This is a genomic window from Acuticoccus sediminis (assembly GCF_003258595.1).
Lineage (GTDB): Bacteria > Pseudomonadota > Alphaproteobacteria > Rhizobiales > Amorphaceae > Acuticoccus > Acuticoccus sediminis.
Genome location: NZ_QHHQ01000010.1, coordinates 13440 through 30792, shown reverse-complemented (window position 1 = coordinate 30792; position 17353 = coordinate 13440). Strand labels below are relative to the sequence as shown.

Annotated in this window: 11 protein-coding genes; 8 read left to right on the top strand and 3 right to left on the bottom strand. The window is 71.7% G+C overall.

Going from position 1 to position 17353, the window contains the following annotated elements:
* The first annotated feature begins 52 nt into the window (after positions 1-52).
* From DLJ53_RS30295 to DLJ53_RS30265, 7 genes are all read left to right on the top strand, one after another.
* Positions 53-4906 (top strand): NAD-glutamate dehydrogenase, encoded by a 4854-nt coding sequence (locus tag DLJ53_RS30295; protein ID WP_111352068.1) that lies wholly within the window; start codon positions 53-55, stop codon positions 4904-4906.
* A 325-nt stretch (positions 4907-5231) separates the two neighbouring features.
* Positions 5232-6341: a site-specific DNA-methyltransferase gene (locus DLJ53_RS30290; RefSeq protein ID WP_111352067.1), complete on the top strand. Its 1110-nt coding sequence runs from the start codon at positions 5232-5234 to the stop codon at positions 6339-6341.
* A gap of 192 nt (positions 6342-6533) precedes the next feature.
* Positions 6534-8459: an adenylate/guanylate cyclase domain-containing protein gene (locus DLJ53_RS30285; RefSeq protein ID WP_111352066.1), complete on the top strand. Its 1926-nt coding sequence runs from the start codon at positions 6534-6536 to the stop codon at positions 8457-8459.
* Positions 8460-8516: 57 nt separating this feature from the next.
* Positions 8517-9239 (top strand): hypothetical protein, encoded by a 723-nt coding sequence (locus DLJ53_RS30280; RefSeq protein WP_146620142.1) that lies wholly within the window; start codon positions 8517-8519, stop codon positions 9237-9239.
* 137 nt (positions 9240-9376) lie between these two features.
* On the top strand, positions 9377-9736 hold the full coding sequence (locus DLJ53_RS30275; protein WP_111352064.1) for a hypothetical protein: 360 nt from the start codon (positions 9377-9379) through the stop codon (positions 9734-9736).
* Positions 9733-10056: a helix-turn-helix domain-containing protein gene (locus DLJ53_RS30270; protein WP_111352063.1), complete on the top strand. Its 324-nt coding sequence runs from the start codon at positions 9733-9735 to the stop codon at positions 10054-10056. The genes DLJ53_RS30275 and DLJ53_RS30270 overlap by 4 nt, the downstream gene beginning before the upstream one ends.
* A complete protein-coding gene (locus DLJ53_RS30265; RefSeq protein WP_146620141.1) occupies positions 10053-10346 on the top strand; it encodes a hypothetical protein in 294 nt (97 codons plus the stop codon). The genes DLJ53_RS30270 and DLJ53_RS30265 overlap by 4 nt, the downstream gene beginning before the upstream one ends.
* Before the next feature lie 54 nt (positions 10347-10400).
* Here the strand turns inward: DLJ53_RS30265 and DLJ53_RS30260 are convergent, their stop codons facing one another.
* The 3 genes from DLJ53_RS30260 to DLJ53_RS30250 form a co-directional block, all read right to left on the bottom strand.
* Positions 10401-14012 (bottom strand): chromosome segregation SMC family protein, encoded by a 3612-nt coding sequence (locus tag DLJ53_RS30260; RefSeq protein ID WP_111352061.1) that lies wholly within the window; start codon positions 14010-14012, stop codon positions 10401-10403.
* 180 nt (positions 14013-14192) lie between these two features.
* On the bottom strand, positions 14193-14819 hold the full coding sequence (locus tag DLJ53_RS30255; RefSeq protein WP_202913441.1) for a DsbA family protein: 627 nt from the start codon (positions 14817-14819) through the stop codon (positions 14193-14195).
* A 28-nt stretch (positions 14820-14847) separates the two neighbouring features.
* Positions 14848-15384 carry a DciA family protein gene (locus DLJ53_RS30250; RefSeq protein ID WP_162409705.1) on the bottom strand — a complete coding sequence of 179 codons (537 nt, stop codon included), beginning with the start codon at positions 15382-15384 and terminating at the stop codon, positions 14848-14850.
* Positions 15385-16171: 787 nt separating this feature from the next.
* On the opposite strand from DLJ53_RS30250, the gene DLJ53_RS36565 reads away from it, so the two are divergent.
* Positions 16172-17140 (top strand): A/G-specific adenine glycosylase, encoded by a 969-nt coding sequence (locus DLJ53_RS36565; RefSeq protein WP_342353614.1) that lies wholly within the window; start codon positions 16172-16174, stop codon positions 17138-17140.
* Positions 17141-17353: the final 213 nt, after the last annotated feature.

The window sequence follows — 17353 nt, the reverse complement described above, 5'->3', positions numbered from 1 at the left end:
GACTGGACAGAGGGGGCCCGACTGTCAATGTGCCCGACTGGGAGGAGCGAGCATGCTTGAAAACGACGAAGAGACCAAGGACGGCAAGCTCAGCGCGCTCGCCGAAACGGTCCGCGAAGAGGGGGGCGACGTCGGGTTTGCCACGTTCTCGGAGCTTCTGTTCCGTCACGCGGCGGCCGAGGATCTCGCCAAATACGACGTCGAAGGCCTGATGCGGATCGCGGAGGCGGCCTGGAACGCTCTGCAGAACCGCACGCTCGGTCAGGCGAACGTCAGGGTGCTGGCGCCCGACATCATCGCCGTGACCGAGGAGGACACGCACCACTCGATCTCGATCATCGAGGCGATCAACGACGACAAGCCGTTCCTGTTCGGCTCACTCAAGAACGAGCTTCACGCGCAGAACCTGGAGCTGCACCTCGTCGTGCACCCGATCCTCGCGGTGGAGCGCAACGCGGCCGGCACGCTGATCGGCTTCCACGGCGAGGCGCGGCCGGGCGACGGCTTCGCGCACGAGAGCTTCGTGCACATCCACGTCGAGCCGCTGGACGATCCGGAGCACCGCGAGAGGCTGCGCCGGTCGCTGCTCGCCGTGCTGCACGACGTGGACGCCGCCGTCAGCGACTGGCCGAAGATGCGCTCCCTCCTGCGGGAGGCGATCGAGCGCTACCGCCACATGCCGCCGCCGGTGGACCCCGAGGTGCTGGAGGAGGCGATCGCCTTCCTGGAGCGGGTGGAGCGCAACGACTTCATCCTGACCGGCATGCGCCAGTACATGCTGGACGGCTCGCCAGACGACGGCGAGCTGGTGGCGACGGAGGCCGGCGGCCTCGGCATCCTGCGTGACCCCGAGATCAAGGTGCTGCGCCGCGGCTCCGAACTCGTCACCCTGACGCCGGAGGTGCGCGAGTTCCTCAAGAGCCCCGAGCCGGTGTTCATCGCCAAGGCGAACGTGAAGAGCCGCGTCCACCGCGTCACGCAGCTCGACTATATCGGCGTCAAGCGCTACGAGAACGGCGCGCTCGTCGGCGAGCTGCGGATCGTCGGCCTGTTCACCTCGGCCGCCTACACGCAGTCGGTGTTCGAGATCCCGATGCTGCGGCGCAAGGCCAACAACGCGCTCCGCCGGCTCGGCTTCGACCCGGAGAGCCACTCCGGCAACGCGCTGCGCCACATCCTCGAGACCTACCCGCGCGACGAGCTGTTCCAGATCCACGAGGACCTGCTGGCGCGCTACCTGCTCGCGATCCTGCAGCTCTCGGAGCGGCCGAGGGTGCGGGTGCTGCCGCGCATCGACCCGTTCGACCGGTTCGTGTCGCTGCTCATCTACGTGCCGCGCGACCGTTTCTCGACCCAGGTGCGCGAACGCATCGAGGCGATGATGGCCGAGGCCTACGACGGTCACGTCTCCGCCCGCTACCTGTCGATGCCGGAAGGCGTCCTCAACCGGCTCCATCTCATCATCGGCCGGCGCGAGCGCGAGACGCCGCGGCCCGACACGCGGGAGCTGGAAGACCGGATCGCGGCGATGATCCGCACCTGGACGGACGAGCTGCTGCGCGCGGCCGCGGCGGCGCCGAAGCTGGGCCTCGACCGCTTCAAGATCGCCACCTGGTCGGAGTCCTTCACCGAATCCTACCGCGCGACCTACACGGCCGAGCGGGCGGTGCGCGACATCACCATCCTGGAGCGGATCAGCGACGAGACCCCGACGGCGATCCTCTTCTTCCGGCGCGACGCGTCCGAGGGGCCGGACCGCTGCTCCCTCAAGATCTACCACAAGGATGCGCCCATCCTGCTGTCGGCCCGCGTGCCGATCCTGGAGAACATGGGCTTCATCGTCGTCAACGAGCGCACGTTCCGCGTGAGCGTGCCGCAGTCGACCGACGGCATCTACATCCACGACATGACCCTCGCGGTGGCGAGCGGGGCCGAGTTCAACGTCGGCGCCTACGCCGAGAAGCTGCAGGCGCTCTTCATCGCCGTCTGGGAAGGGGCGGCGGAAAGCGACCGCTACAACGCGCTGCTCCTCAACGCGGGCCTCGGCTGGCGGGACATCGCGATCCTGCGCGCCATCTCGCGGTACCTGCGCCAGGTGGGCATCGCCTACGGCCAGGACCTGATGGCGCAGACGCTGTGCAAGTACCCGGACCTCGCCGCCTCCCTCGTGCAGCTCTTCTACGCGCGGTTCGACCCGGCGCAGGACGACGCGACGCGGCATGAGGCCGAGGGCGCCATCATCGGCGGCATCGAGGAGCTGTGCAACGACATCGAGACGCTGGCGGACGACACGATCGTCCACCGCTTCGAGAACTTCATCACGGCGACGCTGCGAACGAACATCTTCCAGCACGAGGACGACGGCGAGCTGGCGCGCACGTTCGCCTTCAAGCTCGACCCGCACAAGCTGACGGCGCTGCCCCGTCCCGCGCCGTTCCGTGAGATCTGGGTCTACTCGCCACGGGTGGAGGGCGTGCACCTGCGCTTCGGCGCGGTGGCGCGCGGCGGGCTCCGCTGGTCGGACCGGCCGCAGGACTTCCGCACCGAGGTGCTGGGTCTCGTGAAGGCGCAGCAGGTCAAGAACGCGGTCATCGTGCCCGTCGGCGCCAAGGGCGGCTTCTTCCCCAAGCGCCTGCCGGACCGCTCGCAGCGCGACGCCTTCGCCGAGGAGGGGCGCGAGGCCTACAAGGTCTTCGTCGACACCCTGCTCGACATCACCGACAACATCGACGGCGACGCGATCATCCCGCCGCCGGAGGTGGTGCGCCACGAGCCGGACGACCCCTATCTGGTCGTCGCGGCCGACAAGGGCACCGCGACCTTCTCCGACACCGCGAACGCCATCAGCCAGGAGCACGGCTTCTGGCTCGACGACGCGTTCGCCTCCGGCGGCTCGCAGGGCTACGACCACAAGGCCATGGGCATCACCGCCCGCGGCGCGTGGGAGGCGGTGAAGCGCCACTTCCGCGAGATGAACCACGACATCCAGGTGAAGGCGTTCACCGCGGTGGGCGTGGGCGACATGTCGGGCGACGTGTTCGGCAACGGGATGCTGCTGTCGAAGGCGACGAAGCTGGTCGCCGCGTTCGACCACCGCGATATCTTCATCGACCCCAACCCGGATCCGGAGACCTCCTGGAACGAGCGCAAGCGGCTCTTCGACCTCCCGCGCTCCTCCTGGCAGGACTACGACCGCACGGCCCTCTCCCAGGGCGGCGGGATCTACTCGCGCAACGCGAAGTCGATCGACCTGTCGCCCGAGGCGCGCGTCGCGCTCGACATCGGCCGCGGCCCGCTCACCCCTCAGGACGTCATGAGCGCGATCCTGAAGGCGCCGGCGGATCTCCTCTGGTTCGGCGGCATCGGCACCTACGTGCGCGCCGAGAACGAGGGGAACCACGAGATCGGCGACCGCGCCAACGACGCGATCCGCGTCACGGCGGACGATCTGCGGGTGAAGGTGGTGGGCGAGGGGGCCAACCTCGGCGTCAGCCATCAGGCCCGCATCGCCTACGCGCTCAAGGGCGGGCGCATCAACTCCGACGCGATCGACAACTCGGCGGGCGTGAACACGTCTGACGTCGAGGTGAACATCAAGATCGCGCTCGCCGACGCGATGCGCAGGGGCAGGCTCACCCGCGAGGACCGCAACGTCCTGCTCGCGGAGATGACCGAGGAGGTCGGCGAGCTGGTCCTGCGCAACAACTACCTGCAGACGCTCGCGATCTCGCTCTCCAAGCGGCAGAACACGCAGAACTCCGGCCTTCAGCGCCGCCTGATGGAGGTTCTGGAGCCGCGCGGCCTCGACCGCGAGATCGAGGACCTTCCCTCCAACGCCGCCCTCGACGCGCGCGTCGCCGGCGGGGAGGGGCTGACCCGGCCGGAGATCGGCGTGCTCCTCGCCTACTCGAAGATCACGCTGTTCGACGACATCCTGCAGTCCGACGTGCCGGACGACGCCTACCTGTCGCAGGAGCTGGAGCGGTATTTCCCGGTGCAGATGCGCGAGCGTTTCGCCGAGGAGATCCAGGCTCACCGGCTGCGGCGCGAGATCATCTCGACGATCCTCGCCAACTCGATGATCAACCGTGGCGGTCCGACCTTCATCGTGCGGATCGGCGACCAGACGGGGGCGCCGGTGTCGGAGATCGCGCGCGCCTCGGCGGCGGCTCGCGACTCGTTCGGCCTGCCGGACATGTATGCGCTGATCGACCAGCTCGACAACAGGATCGACGGTTCGGTGCAGCTCCGGCTGTACGCCGCGGTCCGGGCGCTCCTCATCGACGCGACCATCTGGTTCGTGCGCAACGAGGACTTCGCCGAGGGGCTGCAGACGGTGGTGGACCGCTTCCGCGACGGCATCTCCGAGCTGCGCAACGCGTTCAAGGAGATCCTGCCGGAGCAGGACGCCGAGGAGCTCGAGCAGCAGGCCGCGCTCCTCGTCGAGGACGGCGTGCCGCACGAGCTGGCCTACCCGTTCGCACGCCTGCCGGTCGCCGCCGCCGCGCTCGACGTGGTCGTGGTGGCGGCCGCGTGCGGCGTCTCGATCCCCGAGGCGGGTTCGGTCTTCTTCGCGCTGAACGACCGCTTCCAGATCCGCAGCCTCGACGAGACGGCCCGCTCCATCGACATCGGCGACTACTATGACGGCCTCGCGCTGGACCGGGCGCGCCGCACGCTCGCCGACGCGCACCGCAGCCTTGCCATGGAGGTGCTGCGCACCACGACGGCCGGAACCGGTGCCGAGCGGGTGGACGCGTGGATCGAAGCGCGGGGGGCGACCGTCGCGCGGACCCAGCGGGCGATCAACGACATCGTCAGCGGCGGGCGCGTCTCCATCTCGCGGATGGCGGTGGCGTCCGGCCTGCTGGCGGACCTGCCGGCGATCTCCCACGAGGCCGCCTGACCCGGTTCGGCGCGTCCCCCGGTTCGGCGGTCCACCGCTGATTCGGCCGCGCCGGTCCGACACTTCCGAAATGGCGAGATTTGCGAATGAGGCGGTCCGAAAGGGCCGCCTCATTTTTAATGAGTGTGGCGCCCGGGGCGGCCCCCGAAGGAGCCGCCGGAGGACGCAAACCCGCGGAGGGGCTGGCGAGACGGGTTCTAAGCCGCTGACTCGCCGCCGAAATCCCTAACTAGGGTTAACTGAAAGAACCGAAGACGCTTAACCAGACCTTCACGCATTGTGGCTAGATCAATGGATGCGATTTGCGTGAGGGTACTGCGTCGCAATGAGCGATCATCGGGCCGAGACGCGGGGCGCGTCTCGGCCGCCCCTTCTTGATCAGGTTTTAGTGGGCGACGCCCTGTCGGCGCTCGGACGCATTGCGCCCGGGTCCGTGGACGTGGCGTTCGCCGACCCGCCCTATAACCTGCAACTGTCGGACGCGCTCTATCGTCCGAACCAGACCAAGGTCGACGGCGTGTCGGCCGAGTGGGACCGGTTCGCCGATTTCGCCGCTTACGACCAGTTCACCCGGGCCTGGCTCGCCGGCGTGCGCCGCGCGTTGAAGCCGAACGGCACGCTGTGGGTGATCGGCAGCTACCACAACATCTTCCGTGTCGGCACGGCGATGCAGGACGAAGGGTTCTGGATCCTGAACGACGTCGTGTGGGTGAAGACCAACCCGATGCCGAATTTCCGCGGCCGGCGCTTCACCAACGCGCACGAGACGCTGATCTGGGCCGTCGCCGACGCCAGCCGCACGGACTACACGTTCAACTACAAGTCCCTGAAGGCGTTCAACGACGACCTTCAGCACCGCTCCGACTGGCTGCTGCCGATCTGCACCGGGCAGGAACGCCTGCGCGGCGACGACGGCGTGAAGGCGCATCCGACGCAAAAGCCCGAGGCGCTGCTGAACCGGATCCTGCTCGCGTCGTCCAAGCCGGGCGACGTGGTGCTCGACCCGTTCTTCGGCACGGGCACCACGGGTGCCGTGGCGCGCCGCCTCGGACGCCATTTCGTCGGCATCGAGCGGGATCCGGCCTACGCCGAGCTCGCCCAGCGGCGCATCGCCCGCATCGTGCCCCACGAGGACCTCGACCAGGTCGGCGCGGAGGGCAAGCCGAAGCGCATTCCGTTCGGCCTCCTGGTGGAGGCGGGGCGCGTCGCGCCGGGGGACGAGCTCGTCGGCGGCCGCAACGGCCCACGGGCACGCGTGCGCGTCGACGGCTCGATCCGGTCCGGCGACTACGAGGGGTCGATCCACAAGGTCGGCGCCGCGGTGCGCAACCTGTCGAGCTGCAACGGCTGGACCTACTGGCACGTGGAGGCCGACACCGGCCTCGTTCCCCTCGATGTCCTGCGCACCGAGCTGCGCCGCGAGCTGCGCCTCTAGCCCGTCGCGGGTCCCGGCCCGGGAGCGTGAGGGGCGGACCGAAACGATGTCTGCGCGCCCGTCGTCGCGCGACAATGGCAAAGGCGTGAAGTCAGTAGCCTTGCCTCGCCCCCGCCGTTCTGTCTCTGATCGACATGCGCCGCGGGCCCGACCCGGCGGCGTCGGAGCAACGCGAGGGGCGGCGAGCGGATCTTGGACGAGGCGATCGACGAATCGCTGACGCGTCACGGGGCGGCGAGCGAGCCCGAGGGGCGCGGCCGGCGCACGGAGCGCGGGCTCTTTGCCCGTGCGCTGCCCCGCATCGTCATCGCTCTGGTGGCGACGCTGCTCGGCCTCTTCATCGGCCAGCGCGTCGAGACACCGTTCGCCGACTTCGTCCTCGCCTTCCGCGCCCCGCCCGCCAGCGACCGCATCGTGGTGGTGAAGATCGACCAGCAGACGGTCGAGACGCTGCCCTACATCTCCCCCGTCGACCGCGAGTTTCTCGCCGACCTCGTCACCACGCTCGACGCGGCGGGGCCGGCGGCGATCGGTCTCGACATCCTCTTCAAGCGGGCGACGACCCCGGCGGCGGACGACGCCCTGCGCGCCGCCGTCGAGCGCGCGTCCAGCCCGGTCGTCGTCGCCTACGGGGACGGCAGCGACGGGCTGACGGAGCGGGAGGTGCGGTTCGCCGACGCGTTCCCGGGCCAGCGGGGCAAGGCGACACTCCTGCGTGACCGGGCGGACGGCATCATCCGCCGCCTGCCGGGCGACGCGGACCCGCCGCCGTTCGCCCTCGCGCTCACCCGGGCGACGGGCGAGCGGGACGACATGCCGGCCGGCCGGATCGTCTACGCGGAAGGCAGTTTCAACATGCCGGCCGCCCACCTCGTCGGCCGCCTGCCGCCCGCCTGGTTCCGCGACAAGTACGTCCTCATCGGCGCCGACCTCGAAGGGCGTGACCGGCACGCGACGCCGCGTGCGGCGATGGTCGGCGCGGAGAAGGGGACCATCCCGGGTGTCGTCGTCCACGCGCACATCCTCTCCCAGCTCCTCGCGGGGACCGAACGGCAGCTGCTGCCGACCTGGGCGCTGATCCTCTCGGCGGTGGTGGGCGCTGTGGCGGGGCTCTGCCTGCGCCCGCTGGCGCCGCTGGTGGCGATCGCGACGGCGCTCGCCTGCATCGCGCTCTACGGGCTCATCGCCGCGGCGACCGTCGCGCTGACGGTGGAGACGCCGCCGATGCTGACCCCGGTCCTCTCCTTCCTCTTCGCCGGAGCAGGCACGCTCGGGCACCGCTGGCGGGGGGACCGGCTGGAGCGGAACCGGCTGCGCCACATGTTCGGCCAGTATGTCTCGCCGCGCGTCGTCACCCGCCTCATGGAGGCGGAGGAGGACCCCAAGCTCGGCGGCGAGCGGCGTGAGGTCACGCACATCTTCACCGACCTGCAGGGCTTCACCGCGCTCGCCGAGACGCTGGAGCCGGAGACGACGGCGGAGATCCTCAACTCCTACCTCGACGGCATGATCTCCATCGTGCTCGAGGCGGAGGGGACGGTCGACAAGCTGGTGGGCGACGCGCTGGTCGCGTTCTTCGGCGCGCCGGACCGCCAGCCCGACCAGGCCTCGCGCGCGGTGGAGTGCGCCCGCCGGCTCGCCGTCTACTGCGAGGAATCGCGCCTCATGTGGCGTGACAGGGGCATCGCGCTCGGCATTACCCGGGTCGGGGTCCATACCGGGTTCGCGGTCGTCGGCAACTTCGGCGGCCGCCGGTTCTTCGACTACACGGCCATCGGCGACAGTGTTAACGTGGCGGCACGGCTGGAGTCGGCGAACAATGGCGTCGGCACTCACGTCCTCGTTTCGGAGCGCACCCGGCGGCGGGCCGAAGGCGCATTTCGCCCTGTGGGTCGCATAGAGGTAAAAGGACGCCGCGAGCCGGTCACGTGCTACGAGCCGATCGACGCGCCCGACCCGACCTACGACGCCGCCTACGAGGCGATGGCGAACGGGGAGGCGAGGGCTCGCGATCTCTTCAAGACACTGGCAGGCGAGCGGCCGTCCGATCGTCTGATCGCGGTCCACGCGGCTCGGCTGGTGGCCGGACCGGTGGACGATCTGATCGCGCGGAGTTGAGAGGACGCTGGGTCCGCGAGGCACAGCGTCACGGTCCATTGGCCCGGGGAAGTCGTGATGAGAGCATGTGTTGTCGCCATACTGATGTGGCTGTTCGCCATGACCGGCGCCGCCTTCGCGACCGATGCGACGGTCCTGGAGGGTGAGGCGGCGCGGAGCGGGCTGAAGACCGGGTCGATCTTCTCCTCCCGCGATTCGATCCACCTGGACGAGGGCGAGCACCTCGTCATCTACCTGCAGCGCGGCGAGATGCTGACCCTGGAGGGGCCGCACGACGGTCCGCTGCCGGTGGACGGGGCCGGGGGCGGCGATCCGGACGAGGTGTCGATGGTCTCGATCCTGGTCGGGCACCGCGGCACGACGAGCACCGTCGGCGCCTTCGAGGCGACGCCCGCGACCGGCGCACCCGCCGAGCCCGAGGCGCGGCCCAATGCCTGGGCAGTGGACGTCGCGGAGGCGGGGACGAGCTGCATCGACGGCGAGCTGCGCCTCTTCCGCGCCGACGCCACGCGCGAGGAGCACGTCACCGCGCGCAACCCCCTGGTGGCGCCCGTCGCGCTGGACTGGCCGGCCGGCGCGCATACGCTGGCGGTGCCGGAGGGGCTGCTGTCGGCCGGCTACGTCAACATCGACCGCGGCGAGCGGACGCTGCGGTTCACGGTGCGCCGGCTGCCGGACGACCGCGACGTGAGCGAGCCCGGCAAGCTCCTGCGCTGGTTCGCGGAGATGGGCTGCGAAAGCCAGGCGTCCGTCCTCATAGGCCGCATGGTCGCGGAATAGGCGGACGCGCGCCGGCGCGGGAGGGTGGACAAGGGGCCGTCCGGACCCGTCCGCGCTGGTGCGGGACCGTGTGCCACGAGGTCGCCTCACTTGCCGATTATCGCACAGTTGCTATATTCTGACCCAGACGAGCTGTGATGGCGCAATTCGAGGTATTGCCCGTGCCGGGGTACGAGGACGCGATCCTGGAGGAGTTCCGGACCCTTCCGCTGAAGTGCGCGGACGGTCTCGACACCATGATCGGCATGCTCGAGGACCGCGAGCCGAGCGTCAGGGACTGGTGCGGCCTGATCGCCGGGCGGCACGAGCTCTACGCCATCCCGCTGCCCGACTGCGCCCAGCGCCGGCTGATCGTGTCCGTCAGGCGGACGGACCGGACCCGGCCGCGTACGGTGCACGGCACGCTGCCGGGCGGGGAGTACGCCTGCAGCCGCGGCAGGGACATCGCGGTGACGCAGCTCGGTCTCATCAACCCGTTGTGGGAGGCTGCATCATGACCGGCAAGACCCCATCCCTCCGCGAACGCCTGCGCGCGGCCCGCCCCGAGGTCGTCGAGCACCAGAAGGCGAACGCTCACAAGCGCGAGATCGCCATCCAGCTCCGCAACCTCCGGGACGCGCGCGGGATGACGCAGAAGGAGGTCGCCGAGGCCTCCGGTCTGACCCAGTCGGTCGTCTCGCGGCTCGAGGCGCTGACCGGCCCGACCCCGCAGATGCAGTCGATCGAGCGCTACGTCGAGGCCTGCGACGGCCACATGGCGCTGGTGATCTCGTCCGAGGAGATCCCGGCGGAGCTGAGGCTCGAACCCGCGGCGTGATGCCCGCGTTCGGCTGGTGGCTCAACCTCGCGGCGTTCTGCGGCGTCGCGGTCCTGTCGGTCCCGGTATGGTCGCTGAATTTCCGGCGCAGGCGTCTGCAGGCGCTGCGGACCGCCGACCGTGAGGCGGCGGACGATACCGACTTTCGCCGTCGCGCCCGGGGCCTGCTGATCGATCGCCACCGCAAGAACGTCGAGGACTGGCGCCCGATCGACCAGACATGCCTCGCGATCGGCTACACGCTGCTCCTCGGGTCGGCCTTCCTGCGGCTGTTCGCCCCGGTGGGCTGAGGCGCCGGGGTCTCGCGCCGACAACGCCCGCGCCCGGAAGGGGCGCAGGACGCGCTAAGCCGTCTCCCGCAGCTCCTCCGCCGCCTCGAGCGACACCGAGACGAGCTGGCTGACGCCCTTCTCCACCATCGTCACGCCGTAGAGGCGGTGCATGCGCGCCATCGTGATCGGGTTGTGGGTGATGGTGAGGAAGCGCGTCTCGGTGGTCTTCGCCATCTCGTCGAGGAGATTGCAGAAGCGCTCCACGTTGGCGTCGTCGAGCGGCGCGTCGATCTCGTCGAGGACGCAGATCGGGGCCGGGTTGGTGAGGAAGACCGCGAAGATGAGGGCGGTCGCCGTCAGCGTCTGCTCGCCGCCGGAGAGCAGCGACAGCACCTGCGGCTTCTTGCCCGGCGGGCGGGCGATGATGTCGAGACCGGCATCGAGCGGGTCCTCGGCCTCGGTGAGGACGAGCTGGGCTTCGCCGCCGTTGAAGAGGTGCTTGAAGAGCCGCTGGAACTCGGCGTTGACGTTGTCGAAGGACGCCAGAAGGCGCTGGCGGGCCTCGCCGTTCAGCTCGCGGATGCCGACGCGCAGCTTCTCGATGGCGGCGACGAGGTCGTCGCGCTCGGCGATCATCGCGCCCTGGCGGGCTTCGATCTCCGTCAGCTCGTCCTCGGCGCAGAGGTTTACCCCGCCGAGCCGCTCGCGCTCGCCCTTCAGCCGCTCCAGCCGCTTCTCCGACTCGGCCCGCGGCGGCAGCTCGGAGGAGGGGGTGAGGCCGGCAAGGCCCATCGCCGCGGCCGGCTGCACGTCCAGCGCCTCGACCAGCGCGGCCTCGACCTCGGCGAGGCGGTTGCGGGCGGCGACGGTGCGCTCCTCGGCCCGGCCGGACGCCTCGCGCGCGGCGGAAAGGGCGGCCAGCGCGTCGCGGGCGGCCTGCGTTGCGGCGCGCTCGCGCGCTTCGCCCGTGGCGCGGGCCTCGCGTGCGGCGGCGTCGGCCGCCTCGGCGGCCTTCGCGGCGCGGGTCAGGCGGTAGCGTTCCTCCTGCGTGTCGGTCGGCGCGTCGGCCAGCGCCTCCCGCTCCTCGAGGATGGCGGCGAGGCGGTCTTCCAGATCCGTGCGGTGGCTGTCGGCGCCGGTGAGGCGGGCGCGCCAGTCGCCGAGCTCCGACGCGAGGCGCTCGAGGCGCCGGGCCCGGCCGTAGGCGGCGCGCCGCTCCTGCTCGGCGGCGTTGGCGGCCTCGGTGGCCCGGCGGCGGGCCTCCTGCGCTGCGGCCTTGGCGCAGTCGCGGTCGGAGGTCTCCGCCGATCCGTCGGAGGCGGCCTCGCGCGCGGCCTCCGCCTCGATCAGCGCGGCCTCGGCGTTCTCCGCGGTGGCGCGGGCGGCGTCGAGCGTCGCGGCGATGCGTCCCTCGGCGGCCTCCGCCTCCTTCGCGGCGGTCTCGGCGCCGGCGAGGCGCTCCTTGGCGGCGGCGACGGCCTTGCGCTGGGCGGCGAGAGCGTTGCGGGCCGCGCCGAGGGCCGAGCGCGTGGCGGCGAGCGCCTTGCGGGCCTCGACGACATCCTGCCGGGCCGCCGCCAGCGCGGCGCGGGCGGCCGTGTCGCGCTCCGCGGCCGCGGCGACTTCCTCCTCGGCGGCCTCGATGGCGGCTTCGGCGGCCTCCCGCTTCGGGGCCAGCGCGTCGATTTCGTGGGCGAGGTCGGCGAGGCGGTTCTTCTGGGCAAGGCGCTCGGCCGCCGCGCTGGGCGCTCCCGCGGCGCGCGCGTAGCCGTCCCAGCGCCACAGGGCGCCGTCGCGGGTGACGAGCCGCTGGCCCGGCAGCAGCGCACCGGCGAGTGCGCCGTCCTGGACGAGCCCCACCTGCGCGAGGCGCCGGGCAAGGGCCGGGGGCGCGCTGACATGCGGGGCCAGCGGTGTCGCGCCGGCCGGAAGCGGCGGGTCCTCGCCGGCGGGCGGCGTCGCGGCCCAGCGCGCGGGGGCGCTGTCGCTGACGGGCGCCTCCAGGTCGTCGCCGAGCGCGGCGGCGAAGGCGACCTCGTAGCCCGGCGCGACGGTGCAGTCGTCGAGGACGGCGTCCTCGGCGCGGCCCAGCGAGGCGGTGAGGCGCTCCAGCGCCTTCGCCTCGGTCTCGAGCCCCGAAATCTCGGAGAGCACCCTGGCGAGCGCCTCCCGCGCGGCGGCCTCCGCGGCCCTTGTGGGGGCGAGGGCGGCCTCGGTGTCGGCGACCGCCGCGGCGGCGTCGGCCTCTGCGCGCTGCATGTCGGCTTCGACGTGCTGGGCCTCGGCCTCGGCGTCGGAGGCTTCGGCCTCGCGGGAGGCGGCCTCGGCCTCGGCCTCCTCGGCGGCACGCACGGCATCGGCTGCCGCGTTGCGCCTGGCGACGGCGTCGCTGTTGCCGGCCCGGGAGAGGTCCGCCTCGCCACGCGTGACGGTCTCCGCGGCCTTCTTCGCCTCGGCGGAGGCGCGGGCGTAGGACTGGTCCAGCGAGGCGCGCGCGGCGAGGACGGTCGCGGCGCGCTCGGTCGCCGTGACGGCGGCCCGGTCGGCGTCGTCGGCAGCGGCCTCGGCCTCCTCGGCGGCGCTCTCGCGCTCGGCGATCCGCTCCTCGGCCCCGGCATTGGCGCGGGTGAGCTCGGCCTCTTCCTGCTCGAGGCGCAGGACCGCCGCGGCGGCGTCGCCCTTCGTCTTGTCCTGTCGCTCCAGGTCGGCGGCGAGCGCCTCGGCCTGCCGCTTCAACGAGGACAGCTTGTCGGCGATCTCGCGGTCCTTCGCGTCGAGCGCGGCGATCGCGGCCGCGAGCTTCTGCCGCTCGGTCGACGCCGCCGCCTCCGCCTCGCGCAGCGCGGGGAGGGCGTGCTGCGCGGCTGCCTCCTCGGTGGCGGTGCCGACCTGGGTCGCGGCGGCGGTCTTCGCGGCCTCGGCCGTCGACGTCAGCGCGGCCTCGCCGTCGCGGACCGCGGCGCGGGCCTCGACCCAGCGAAGGTGGTGGACCGTCGCCTCGAGGGTGCGGATCTCCTCGGAGATCTTGCGGTAGCGCTGGGCCTGCTTGGCCTGGCGCCGCAGCGTCTCCATCTGCCGCTCCACCTCGCCGGCGACGTCCTCGACGCGCGACAGGTTCTGTTCGGCGGCGTTCAGCTTCAGCGCCGCCTCGTGCTTGCGCGCCCGGAGGCCCGAGATGCCGGCGGCCTCTTCCAGGACGTTGCGCCGGTCGGTCGGCTTCGCGGCGATCAGCTCGGCCACCTGCCCCTGACGCACCATCGAGGGCGAGCGCGAGCCCGTCGCCGCGTCGGCGAAGAGGAGCTGGACGTCGCGCGCCCGCACCAGCTTGCCGTTGACGCGATAGTCCGACCCGACGCCGCGGTTGATGCGGCGGGAGACTTCCAGATGGTCGGCGTTGTTGATCTCGGCGGGCGCGGTGCGGTCCTGGTTGTCCAGGAACAGCGTCACCTCGGCGGTGTCGCGCGTCGGCCGGCGGCCCGAGCCGGCGAAGATGACGTCGTCCATCGAGGAGCCGCGCACGGACTTGTAGGACGACTCGCCCATCACCCAGCGCAGCGCCTCGACGAGGTTCGACTTGCCGCAGCCGTTCGGGCCGACCACGCCGGTCAGGCCCGGCTCGATCAGGACGTCCGTCGGTTCGACGAACGATTTGAACCCGATTAGGCGCAGTCGATCGAACTTCATCACACCTGGCTTTTCAAGGGTTACGCCCCGTCAAGAGCGTCCCTCTGAGCCTGCTTGATGAAGGGTTAACAAGACCTTGCGCGGGTTCTCCCCGGCTTCGGTGATCCCCGCGCGCCGTCTTGCGATGCAGCCGGGGACAACAGTTTCCCGTTGTCCGTCAGCGCTTTACGAATCGCTCGATCAGGAGTCGATTTTAGGGTCGAGCACTTCACGGAGCGCCGCGATGGTGCGCTCGCCCTCGTACTTCTCGCCGTCGATGAAGAGAGTCGGGGTGCCCGTCACGCCGTCCTGCTCGCCGCGCGTGCGGTTGGCGTAGATGCCTTCCAAGAGCTCGCGGTTGTTGAGGCAGGCCTCGAACTCCTCGCGGGAGAAGCCGGCCTGCTGGGCGAGCGAGAACATCTTGCTGACGGGGTCGTCGTTGGTCGCCCAGAGCTGCTGCTGCTCGAAATAGAGGTCGACGATGTCGTAGTACTTCTCCGGCTTGCAGCGGGCGAGGACCGCCACGGCCAGCGCCAGGCGGTCGAGCGGGAACTCGCGCAGGATGAACTTCACCTTGCCGGTGTCGATGTAGTCCTTCTTGAGGTCCTTGAACGGACCATTGTGGAAGGCCGCGCAGTGCGGGCACGTCATCGAGGCATACTCGACGATGGTCACCGGGGCGTCATCGCTGCCAAGGACGATGTCGGCCGGCGGTTCGGCCGGGGCCTTCTCGGCGGGGGCGGCGTCCTGCGCAAAGGCGAGGTTGAGCGACGTCGCGGCGAGCGGCAGAGCCAACGTCATCGCAGCGAAGTGGCGGCGGGTGATCATAGACATATCCCTTCTGATCCTCGCCCCCTTATGTGGGCTTTCGACGCTGGGATAAACTGCGCGTCTCGATACTCGCCCCCAACCGCGACAATGCGGCCTTCAATTGTGGGTGTTCGACGTTCTGCATGGCCTCGGCGATGGCGGCGGCACGCGCCTCGTCGCGCGGGGGCTGCGGCGGCGGCACCGGGGTGAGGTAGGCCGGCTCGCGGTGGGCGCGGCCGCGCACCTGGGTGACGCGCAGCCGGGCGATCGCCGGCCAGCCGATCATGACGTTGACGCGCTCGATGACCTGCGGGGCGGTGTGCTGCAGCGCAATGGCGGCGGCCGCGTCGGCCCGCACGATGAGCGTCGCGCCGTGCGAGGACTGCTCGTCGAGCCGTGAGCCCTTCGGCCAGACGATCCGCTCGATGGCGGCGGCCTTGGCGAAGCGCTCGCCGAAGATGTCGGCCGGATCCAGCATCAGCGCGGCGCTGGCGATCCCGCGCCGCCGGCAGGCGGGCGTGACCAGGGAGCCGATGAGTTCGGCGAGCGGCAGGGCCGCGTGGCGCGAGCGGGCTTTGGACATGGGCCTATCGATGCCGCGATTTGCGCCGTCGCGCAATCGCTTCGCGGCGCCGCAAGGGCGTGCCGGGCCGGTCGCGGCGCGCACCGAGCGAAGAGCGGGGACCGGCGCCCGCGTGCGCACGAGGCCTCTTGCCAAGGTCATGGCGGCGTGCTGCCGATGTGGCATGAAAGTGCCGCTCGACATCATGAAGAAGAAGGCCAGGGCGGGTGGTCCGGCGGATCGCCGCGCCGCACGTCGCCTCGCGGCCCGAAAACCCAAGAACCGCAAATCCGCCAAGGCTGCGAAGTCCGGGCCGGCGCCCGGGCGGCCGGACACGGGCGAGGCGCTCCGGCCGCCCGCCGCCGCCGGGGCGCTGCCGGTCGCGCCGGCCCGCGGTCATGCGCCCGAACCGGCGCCGGCGGTCGACGCCGAGCCCGCCGTCGAGGCGGCACCCAAGCGGCGCGTGACCCGGTCCCGCAAGGCCCCCGCGGCGCCGGAGGCGAGCGAGATCGCCGAGGTCCCGGCGGCCGAGACCGCGGTCCCGAAGCGCAGACGCGCCCGGACGGCCGGCGCCGGCGAGGAACCTGCGCCGGAGCCCGCGAAGCCGGGCCGCACCCGCCGGGCCGCGGCGGCGCAGCGCTCCGTCGTCTCGAGCCTCTTCGCCGCCACAGACGACGGAGACGGACCGGAGCATGGCGCCGCGGCGCCCGCAGCGGGGTCGGGACGGCCGGCCCTCAGGGCGCTTCCGGCGCCCGACCGCGCGGCGGGGCGTGCGCTCCTCGCCTGGTACGACCGGCACCGCCGGAGCCTGCCCTGGCGGGCCGAGCCCGGCGAGACGGCCGATCCGTACCGCGTGTGGCTCTCGGAGATCATGCTCCAGCAGACCACCGTCGCCGCGGTGAAGTCCTACTACGAGACGTTCCTGACCCGCTGGCCGACCATCGCCGACCTTGCCGCGGCGGACGATGGGGACGTCATGGCGGCGTGGGCCGGCCTCGGCTACTACGCCCGCGCCCGCAACCTCGTCGCCTGCGCCCGTGTCGTCGCGGCGACCGGCTTTCCGGTCAGCCGCGAGGGCCTCGCCGGGCTCCCCGGCGTCGGCGACTACACGTCGGCCGCCATCGCCGCGATCGCCTTCGGCGAGCCGGCGCCCGTGGTCGACGGCAACGTCGAGCGCGTCGTCGCCCGCCTCACACGTCTCGCCCGGCCGCCGAAGACGGTCCGGCGCGAGGTCGAGGCGATCGTCGCGGCGATGCTGCCGGCGGACCGTCCCGGCGACTTCGCCCAGGCGATGATGGACCTCGGCGCCACCATCTGCACCCCGAAGTCGCCCGCCTGCGGCATCTGCCCGCTGCGCGAGGGCTGCGCGGCCTCCGCCGCCGGCGACATGCTCGACTATCCCGTCAAGGCGCCCAGACGCGCCCGCTCGGTGTGGCACGGCGTGGCGTTCGTTGCCGTCCGCCCGGACGGAGCCATCCTGCTGCGCCGCCGGCCCGCCAGGGGGCTGCTGGGCGGCATGGCGGAGGTGTTCGGCTCCGCCTGGGGCGGGCCTGTCGCCGTGCCCCTCGAGCACGCCCCGTTCGACGGCGGCTGGGCGGGCGTCGGCAGCATCACGCACGGCTTCACCCATGCCGAGCTCACCGTCGACGTCTACAGCGCCGCCGTCCCCGCCGACGCACCGACCCCGGCCGGCGCGTGGTGGGCGCTCCCCGACGACGCGGGCCTGCCGACGGTCATGAAGAAGGTCGTCGTCCGCGCCCTCGCGATGGCGGGCTGACGCCGGGCCCCGAAGGGCTCGGGCTTCACCGGGGAACGGGGGTCGCCTGTCCCCCGGACCCAGCCATCGCTGAATGAAGCCCTCGCGCTCCGTCCTGCCGCGCTTCAGCGACGGCTGGGTCCGAGGAACAGGCTGGGCCGTGCCGGTGTTGCCGCACGGGCGTCGTGTCGCCGGGAGGGGCCATGAAGAAAGGCGCCGGCCCGGGGGCCGACG

What these genes read in the sequence shown, in the direction of transcription:
- DLJ53_RS30295 (WP_111352068.1), top strand. Translation starts at nt 53, where the DNA reads ATGCTTGAAAACGACGAAGAGACCAAGGACGGCAAGCTCAGCGCGCTC.
- DLJ53_RS30290 (WP_111352067.1), top strand. Translation starts at nt 5,232, where the DNA reads ATGAGCGATCATCGGGCCGAGACGCGGGGCGCGTCTCGGCCGCCCCTT.
- DLJ53_RS30280 (WP_146620142.1), top strand. Translation starts at nt 8,517, where the DNA reads ATGAGAGCATGTGTTGTCGCCATACTGATGTGGCTGTTCGCCATGACC.
- DLJ53_RS30275 (WP_111352064.1), top strand. Translation starts at nt 9,377, where the DNA reads ATGGCGCAATTCGAGGTATTGCCCGTGCCGGGGTACGAGGACGCGATC.
- DLJ53_RS30270 (WP_111352063.1), top strand. Translation starts at nt 9,733, where the DNA reads ATGACCGGCAAGACCCCATCCCTCCGCGAACGCCTGCGCGCGGCCCGC.
- DLJ53_RS30260 (WP_111352061.1), bottom strand. Translation starts at nt 14,012, where the DNA reads ATGAAGTTCGATCGACTGCGCCTAATCGGGTTCAAATCGTTCGTCGAA.
- DLJ53_RS30255 (WP_202913441.1), bottom strand. Translation starts at nt 14,819, where the DNA reads ATGATCACCCGCCGCCACTTCGCTGCGATGACGTTGGCTCTGCCGCTC.
- DLJ53_RS30250 (WP_162409705.1), bottom strand. Translation starts at nt 15,384, where the DNA reads ATGTCCAAAGCCCGCTCGCGCCACGCGGCCCTGCCGCTCGCCGAACTC.